The 6403-nt window shown below is 35.7% G+C and carries 7 protein-coding genes and 2 pseudogenes; 6 read left to right on the top strand and 3 right to left on the bottom strand.

Going from position 1 to position 6403, the window contains the following annotated elements; translation table 11 throughout:
* Positions 1–410: 410 nt before the first annotated feature.
* Both VG895_05590 and VG895_05585 read left to right on the top strand, forming a co-directional pair.
* A complete protein-coding gene (locus tag VG895_05590) occupies positions 411–575 on the top strand; it encodes a hypothetical protein (GenBank protein HWA52488.1) in 165 nt (54 codons plus the stop codon).
* Positions 557–715: pseudogene (locus VG895_05585) on the top strand (IS5/IS1182 family transposase). Before VG895_05590 ends, VG895_05585 begins: the two are co-directional and overlap by 19 nt.
* 193 nt (positions 716–908) lie before the next feature.
* Here the strand turns inward: VG895_05585 and VG895_05580 are convergent.
* The 3 genes from VG895_05580 to VG895_05570 form a co-directional block, all read right to left on the bottom strand.
* Positions 909–1454, bottom strand: coding sequence for a hypothetical protein (locus VG895_05580; protein ID HWA52487.1), 546 nt, complete (start codon positions 1452–1454; stop codon positions 909–911).
* A 145-nt stretch (positions 1455–1599) separates the two neighbouring features.
* Complete coding sequence (locus VG895_05575; protein ID HWA52486.1) at positions 1600–2856, bottom strand: styrene monooxygenase/indole monooxygenase family protein; 1257 nt, start codon at positions 2854–2856, stop codon at positions 1600–1602.
* 72 nt (positions 2857–2928) lie between these two features.
* Positions 2929–3510 carry a winged helix DNA-binding protein gene (locus tag VG895_05570; GenBank protein ID HWA52485.1) on the bottom strand — a complete coding sequence of 194 codons (582 nt, stop codon included), beginning with the start codon at positions 3508–3510 and terminating at the stop codon, positions 2929–2931.
* A gap of 405 nt (positions 3511–3915) precedes the next feature.
* Here VG895_05570 and VG895_05565 point away from each other — a divergent pair, with 405 nt between their 5' ends.
* From VG895_05565 to VG895_05550, 4 genes and pseudogenes are all read left to right on the top strand, one after another.
* A complete protein-coding gene (locus tag VG895_05565; protein ID HWA52484.1) occupies positions 3916–4182 on the top strand; it encodes a hypothetical protein in 267 nt (88 codons plus the stop codon).
* A gap of 60 nt (positions 4183–4242) precedes the next feature.
* The gene (locus VG895_05560; protein ID HWA52483.1) at positions 4243–5091 is read left to right on the top strand and encodes a response regulator; all 849 of its coding nucleotides are present in this window, start codon (positions 4243–4245) and stop codon (positions 5089–5091) included.
* A 438-nt stretch (positions 5092–5529) separates the two neighbouring features.
* On the top strand, positions 5530–5898 hold the full coding sequence (locus VG895_05555) for an IS5 family transposase (protein HWA52482.1): 369 nt from the start codon (positions 5530–5532) through the stop codon (positions 5896–5898).
* A gap of 15 nt (positions 5899–5913) precedes the next feature.
* Positions 5914–6205 (top strand): annotated as a pseudogene (locus tag VG895_05550) (GIY-YIG nuclease family protein).
* Positions 6206–6403: the final 198 nt, after the last annotated feature.

Raw genomic sequence — 6403 nt, 5'->3', positions numbered from 1 at the left:
CGCCTGGGGTGATCCTACTTTAGCAACTCGAGAAAAAGGCAAAATTATTACTGAAGCTTATGTGGATTATATTCTTAAACAGATCAATGTTTTTATTGCGCAATAGAAAATTCGCGGAGATTATTCATTTCTTTCTGCCTTAAGAGAGAAGGTTTTGATTAATAATTTACACATATTTTTAGCGGTAATTTATGACTATAGATAAGAAAGTAACTACAGAAAATCATTATTGCGGATTGAAAAATCTGAGATTGTAAAAGGTGTAAAGAGAAATGCAAAACAAGCTGTGCAATTATTTCAAGAGGCTGAACAGAAAAGTATCATCAAAGCTAGTCGAACGTTAAAAACCCCTAATTAAGTAGTTTTTCTCGAAAAAATCTATTCTAAATAGTCTTCTTTTTTATATAATTTTGCAAGGTTTTGAAGCATTGGCTTCCAAAACCTTGCAAAATCTAAAAGAAAAGAGGTGGGCCAATGAAGCCAAAAATGCTAAAAAAACTCCACTAGACGATCTGTTTCGTTCCCAATTAGAAAGCATTATTAACATGCGCCATTCAAAAATGAAGGGCATTTAGGCCGAAACTATTTGTATGGCAAGCTAGGAGATGCCATCAATGCGTTAATGGTAGGTGCTGGTTATAACTTTAAGCTAATCCTCCGTTGGTTGAGGATTTTTTTGGCTATTTTGGGCAGGAAGGTTTTGCAACTTTTTTAGACGCTTCAAGATAAAAACCCAGTTTTAGATTTTTAAAAATGAGTTTTTAACGTTCGACTCTTTAGTCTTATAATTGGCGCAAAAACCAAAGTATTAAACCATACTGAGAGGCTAATAAATGTAATCCTTCCGGCCGTAGTACACGGTTCAGCACCATATGGTGCTGAACCGCGTACTTTTCTATGGGGATGATTTAATTGCTTAACGGTGGGTGGTTATCAGCGGTTAGGCTTAATATTCGATTGCAGGTAGCGTTCAATATGTCCCAGCCTTGCTGCTGTACTAGAAATAGCCTTTCTAATTTTTCGGGAGAAATATCTTTTACTAAAAGCTCTTTACCCATTTGTTCATGTTTTTCATCTATATCATGGATTTGTAGGTATTGTATTCTTCGATATTTGCATAAAGCAGTTTTTGCTATTGGGAAAAAGATGTTTGCGCTTGTTTCAAGGACAAGATGTATTAGTAGCGTTTTTTGCTCATCATTCAAAGTAAACATTTTCCAGGCAAACCAGCTGCAGGTTGCTTCCAGAATTGGGTCCCACACGGGCGGTCGTTCATTTCTGTCTTTATGCAGCAATAAATTATGCCCCAGCTCTTCTTGCAAGTGTTCAATGGTTATATTCATAAATTGTGAGTCATCGCAAAAAACGTTGCGTAACATAACTACTTTTTGGAAATAATTTGATAAAACTTGGACGCAATCTAATAATAGTTCTCGTGTAGATGATTCAGCCATTTGTTCACTCTGAATGAACTGAATAAATGGACTGTTTCTAAATTGATTAGCAAAGTATTTATTCTTCTCAAATAATCCATTTTCGTAATTTATCATAGCTATCAGACCTCTCTCTAAGTTAAAAATTCATAGATTATTGGAATCCTTATGCTAATTTTTCCGGTTGTTTTTCCTCATTATGTATTACTTTAAAAGTTTCCTCTGAGCGCATAATCCAGGGGAATAAAGTGGCGGGGTTATCAAAGCCATCTGCCAGAATTTTTGCAATCTTCTGGGAATGTGAAGCTGCTTTAAAAAGCTCAATTATGTGAGGTGGTGGCGGCATCAATAGATTATATGTCCATTGGGTTGCCCACTGCGCATGTAATTTCCAGCTTAGCTCAAATGTTTTTGTCATCCAGGACTCATCAAATGGAGCCTGACCACGGTCTAAAATACTTTTAAGATAGATACTTGCTGATTTAGCTGCGCTGTTTGCTCCTTGTCCCGCAATTGGGTCATTAAGTACAACAGCATCACCCAACCCTAAAACGGATTTGCCGCAAGGTAATTTTGAAATAGGAAGCTTCACTAAAGGGGTATAAGAGCCTGTAAGTGTTCCACGGTTATCTGTTAGCTTGGTGTTTTGAAAACGCTCTGCTTCCCAAGGTAAGTAATTTTTTAAAAGATTGAGTGCCTTTTCCAATCGTTCTTCTGGATTGGTTAAGCCTTCCCAACAGTCGAATGCATTTCCAAAAATACCTTCAAATAGCATCATTTCACAATGGCCATTCAGTGTTAGGCCTGGCATTGTGAAATATTCCCCTATTCCTGGAATGATATGCGCGCGTACACCTAGTGAATCTGCAGGAATAGCACCTTGCACATAGATACAAGCTAAAGCACGTTGTGGTTTATCAAAAGGTGATCGTGAATGATTTATTGGAAATATGCTGCTGATTTCACCCTTGCCGGTTGCTACGATGGTAAGTTCATGCTCTTTAGTAATTCTATTTAATTCTTGTGTATCTGTATTTTGAATATGAATTTTTCCGGAAAGCTTCTCAAATTCATCCATCCAGCGTGAAAATTTTAACCGTTGATCTATTGATTGATAAGGTTTAGTTGTTTTCCCCTGGAAGTAAATTTCTTTTTTTATTGTCTCTGGATTAACTAGAGTAAAAGTTACGGATTTATTTTGAGGGCAGAGTGTATCCCAAAAATTTATACCAAGTTCTCTTTCAACTTGGAGGGAAGAATCGAACATACCCTGACTCGACATAATCCCACCCTGAAGGATCTGTTCTGCTGATTTATTTGTGAAAATAGAAACACTATACTTTTTATTGGATTTTAATAACCCAATTCCAAGTAAAAGACCTGCTTGTCCTGCACCAATTATCGCGACTGTTCTTTCTGCCATGTTACCTGTCCCATGTTTAGTATTGAAATTTGGTTTATATTTTTATGATTTTATTGATAGGAAAATAGACTCTTATTCTTCTGCGGGTGGTTTTGTATATGAAGCTACAGCTCTATCGGCTTCATCATAAAGCGCATTTACTTTTGATAAAGCTTTAGCTAGTTCAACTAGATTCAATTCTTTTTCCTGGCTATACATTTCAAGTAAGATGTGATTTCTCATCTCTGTAAAAGTATCAGTATTTTTAGTACCGGCATCTGATGTTTGATAAGCAAAAGTTTTTTTACCAGCTTGATCTGATTTTGTTTTTTTAATTAGCCCCATTTTTAAAAGCTTGCGAATACTATAGTGAATATTGAAGGTGTCATCACGATTAAGTAATCGCCCTATATCATAAATTGTTTTTGGTCGTTCTTTCATGCGTATGATATGTAATACTGCTATTTCGTTAGCAGTCAGTCCAGTATTGTTAACACCCCTTTCGCATTCTTCTTGCCATCGAATAAAACCGTAAAAAACACGCCACAACTGTAACTCGAAATTAGTCACTTTTATCCCGATATCACTCTGTGTTAAATGCCAAGGGTCATCAGTCTTTATCTTGTGAGATTTAGTCATATGTATATCGCCCAATAAGTTGATTAATTTTGTCATATTACCAGTAATATGTCGAGAAAAATTAGTTTTTTACTAAATTGCTCAGATAATATTCAACAATAAAATCTCTCAATTTTGAAAAAATTACAAGCAAAATATTGTTTTTTTGTCAAAATATAACATGAAAACAATAAGAAATTTAAAAAAGCATCTCCTAGCTTGTTAAATAAAACATTGATTATAAACATATTTATAATTTAATTCCTTATAAGCAAATCACAAGATTCCCAACTGCTAGATTTAAACTCTTGGTATCGTAAAGTTATCCCTATACTAGATTGCATTTTACTAGTATATCAATAATAACTTTACAAGAGTTTTGCTATAATGTAGAATGCTTTTATTGCTGCTTAAGCTCTCCTTAAGCAAGAACACTGAAAACCTAACTGTGTGAGGTGGTAAATGAGAATTATTAAATTTAAGCCAAAGAATCAATATCGTTTGGCATTAGACTGTATTTTGTTTGATCTTTATAAGCAGGTACTTAAAGAAGAGCCAAAATCTGAAGACATGAGCCAATCTCTTTATTTAACTTGTGTAGCTATTAGAATCCTTGAAAAGACTGGCAACTCTTTCCCATCACAAGTCGAAATTGATGCGGTTGAGGCGAATGTTAAGCGCTATAGCAATAGAAAATCGATAAAACTTTCTTTAAAAAAAGCAGCTTAAAACATTGTGATTATAGATAGACAAAAAAACTTTAATTAGCTAACTCAGGTAAAATATTAAATGCTGCGAACCCACTTGCTAACCAAGTTCAATGAAAAACAGATAGCTGAGGAGGCTAAAGAACTATTATTCAATTTTGGTTGCGTCACACAAGATGTTCCAGGAAAAAACATCACTCTTGTTAAATTCAAAAAAATCGTTAATGGCTTCAGCAGTGCTGAAGCCTCAAACAGTCTTGCCTCTGAGATTGAACCCATAAAACATAATCAGACTTCAAAACCCACATTTTCTAAAACAGACAAGTTGCAAGTTCTTGTTGTGGAAGATGATCGGATAGCGCAACATTTTCATAAAAAAATACTGCTGGACATGGACTGCATAGTCCACACTGTCGAAAATGCTGAAGAAGCAACGGCTATATTACTACATAACTCCTATGATCTAATTTTATTGGATATTTTACTACCTGATAAGACAGGTTATGAATTAGCTGCAGAGATAGGAAGGAAGCAAAAAATAAAGCAACCCATTGTTGCGGTTACTATCAACGTAAATGAGCATACTATAGCTCAGTGTCGTGCTGCTGGAATTGATGAAGTTTTTTGCAAACCGCTTAGCGCAGAAAAAATAAAAGGGATTATTAGTAATATTAGCAGCGAAGGTAAAGATAAGCCTCAAAATCTTTACACGGAACAGGAGTTGATTAACCATTATGCTGTGGCACTGAAAAATGCCCCTAAACCGGATAATATGTCTAAGACGCAATATTTCAACTATCTTGCGATTCAATTATTGGAAGAAATGGGTAATGATTCACCTGCTCAACTAGCAATTGACTACGTGGAATCTTTTCTTCAACGTTACAGCCGCAGAAAACATGTAGTTTCTGTGCAAGCTAACATAGCCTAAATATATTTTTCTACTCGACCTTGACGGGATACCATCCGACCTGCGCGTTTTAATTAGTCGAACGTTAAAAACCCATTTTTAAAAATCTAAAACTGGGTTTTTAACGTTCGACTAAGTAGTTTATTATTAAAAATTCAAAAAACTTATGTCATTCCCGCGAAGGCGGGAATCCATCCATGGCAGTAATATTCATTAATTTTAACAAAATGAAGTCAATAGTTCTTTAAAAGACTTGAGTGCCTGTTAAGGATAGGTTCCCGCCTTCGCGGGAATGACAACGTTTTTATGAAGGTGAATTTCGCGCCAGCAACTAGGGCCTGTCGTCACACGCACCTCACTACGTCGTCCCGCGGCTTGTCCGCGGGATCCAGGAAAAACTTCATCTACTATAGACCTATCAGTTATCCTTGTATTTTTTACAAGGAGCCGCCTGGATGGATGCGACGTCATGAACTGACTGATGAACAGTTTAAAAAAATAGAAAACATGCTGCCCGGACGCGAAGGACATGTAGGTGTTACTGCTCAAGATAACAGACTTTTTATTAATGGTGTTCTTTGGATATTTAAAACAGGTGCACCATGGCGAGATTTACCCGAAAGATATAGCCATTGGAAAAGTGTCCACCGCAGATTTTCTCGTTGGTCAAGAGCAGGTATTTTTGACAGAATTTTTCGAGTTTTATCTGAAGAAGCAGATATGGAATTTTTGTTAGTTGAAGATTTTCACGATTTAATTACTGTATTTACAAACTTTATTTTAACCATTAAATATCGCAAATTTATATCAATCATGAATGATACATAATTTGAGGAGATGTTTATGGGAGAGTCTTTTGTTTATATTTTGGCAAGTCGCCGAAATGGAACCTTATATGTTGGTTCAACAACAAATTTAATAAAAAGAGTATGGGAGCATAAAAATAAGGTTATTCCTGGATTTACAGCTAAGTATAAAGTTCATCAATTGGTTTATTATGAAATGCATCAAGATATCATGGAAGCTGCCATGACGCGAAAGACGATTTAAAAATTGGTGCAGGAAATGGAAAATAAACATCATTGAACAATTTAATCCAACATGGCGAGATTTATACGAAGAAATCTGCATTTAACTGGATCCCGCGGACAAGCCGCGGGACGACATAGTGGGGTGCGTGTGACGACAGGCCCTAGAAGCAACCAGTGCTTCACCTCGATAGTTCTGCTCTGCCAGCAATTCTTTTGGTGTTATTGAAACTTTTTGTGGCGTTTTTATACTTTCTTTTAAACCTTTCATAATCAACTCCAATTAAATTTGTTTCAAAAAATAT

Source organism: Patescibacteria group bacterium (genome assembly GCA_035549555.1).
Taxonomy (GTDB): Bacteria; Patescibacteriota; Microgenomatia; order UBA8517; family UBA8517; genus Co84-156.
The sequence above is the reverse complement of the archived record's forward strand: the minus strand, read 5'-3'. Positions and strand labels throughout refer to the sequence as shown.

What these genes read in the sequence shown, in the direction of transcription:
- VG895_05580 (HWA52487.1), bottom strand. Translation starts at nt 1,454, where the DNA reads ATGGCTGAATCATCTACACGAGAACTATTATTAGATTGCGTCCAAGTT.
- VG895_05575 (HWA52486.1), bottom strand. Translation starts at nt 2,856, where the DNA reads ATGGCAGAAAGAACAGTCGCGATAATTGGTGCAGGACAAGCAGGTCTT.
- VG895_05570 (HWA52485.1), bottom strand. Translation starts at nt 3,510, where the DNA reads ATGACAAAATTAATCAACTTATTGGGCGATATACATATGACTAAATCT.
- VG895_05565 (HWA52484.1), top strand. Translation starts at nt 3,916, where the DNA reads ATGAGAATTATTAAATTTAAGCCAAAGAATCAATATCGTTTGGCATTA.
- VG895_05560 (HWA52483.1), top strand. Translation starts at nt 4,243, where the DNA reads ATGCTGCGAACCCACTTGCTAACCAAGTTCAATGAAAAACAGATAGCT.
- VG895_05555 (HWA52482.1), top strand. Translation starts at nt 5,530, where the DNA reads ATGCGACGTCATGAACTGACTGATGAACAGTTTAAAAAAATAGAAAAC.